The organism is Streptomyces xingningensis, from assembly GCF_054957865.1.
Window position 1 is genome coordinate 1 of record NZ_JBDJPF010000166.1, and the last position, 1,069, is coordinate 1,069.

The 1,069-nt window shown below is 69.0% G+C and carries 1 protein-coding gene; it reads right to left on the bottom strand.

What is annotated here, in order from left to right; translation table 11 throughout:
- Positions 1–836 (bottom strand): hypothetical protein (locus tag ABCR83_RS32655; RefSeq protein ID WP_462698890.1); only part of this gene is annotated, 836 nt, incomplete at its 3' end.
- Positions 837–1,069 lie beyond the last annotated feature (233 nt).

The window sequence follows — 1,069 nt, forward strand, 5'->3', positions numbered from 1 at the left end:
GCGTCGACGTAGTGGTGAACGGCGGTGGCGACCTCGGCCGGGCCCGGATCCGTCGGATCGGTGGCCCGGCAGGTACGGCAGAGGCCACCCGGCAACGCTTGAGGCGAACCGGGAGCGCCACAGTTGGTGCACTCCATGATCCGGGTAGGCGCCTGCGGTGCCGCTGGCGGCAGCTCGGGCGGCAGCTTGTCGATGAGCCGCCTACGGATGAACGCACCCGGGCAGTGGATGGGCTCGGCGGGCAGCCCGGTGGTGAGCGCACGGGTGAACTCGGCCTGTGTGACGCCGCGTTGGAACCACTGAGCGGCGAGGGATTCCAGCGCCGCGCACTCGGCTGCCGAGAGGGCAAGGCGGGGGTCGGCCCGCCCGAGGGTGGCGAGCGCACGGTAGGCGATGGACGGGCCGGGCTGCGGAATGGCCTCTTCCTGGGGCTGCTCTTTCGGGGTATCGCCCGCGAGGAAGGTTGACCACCAGTCGTCGTCCCGCGCGGTGCGGCTGAAAAAACTCCGGGTGACCCACTGAGTACCGCTCTCACCCGCGGGTTCACGGACACGCCGCAAGTGCCCGGCGGCGGAGAGACTGTTCAGCGCAGTGCGGATGGCCTGCTGGCCATAGGCAGGAATCTCCCTGGCCAGGGTCTTCGCATCCATGGCCGCACCCTCGGGAAGCCGGTCGAGATACGCGGCGACGGCCGCCTCACGGACGGGCAGGTGTGCGAAGTCGCGCGCGGTGCGCGGCGCTTGGTCGGGCGCGGAGCGCTTGCCATAGCCGGGCGCGGCCATCGGGGGCGCGTACGTGCGCGGGCGCGCATCGACGGTAGAGTTGGCGACAGCCATGAGATCGTTCCTATCTGCGATCTTGATGGTCAGGCCCTCGGTTGGTGTTCTGAGCACCGGTCGAGGGCCGTTTGCTTGCTCCGCACGCTACATGCCGGTGCCGGGCGGCACCGACGCCATCGCGAAATGTCATCCATTCGAGTGCGCAAGGGAGTTGGGTGGGTGGGAGGGTCCAAGACAACCAACCATTCCCTGGAAAGAGAGCTCGGATCCCGACCACCGAAACCCGAAGC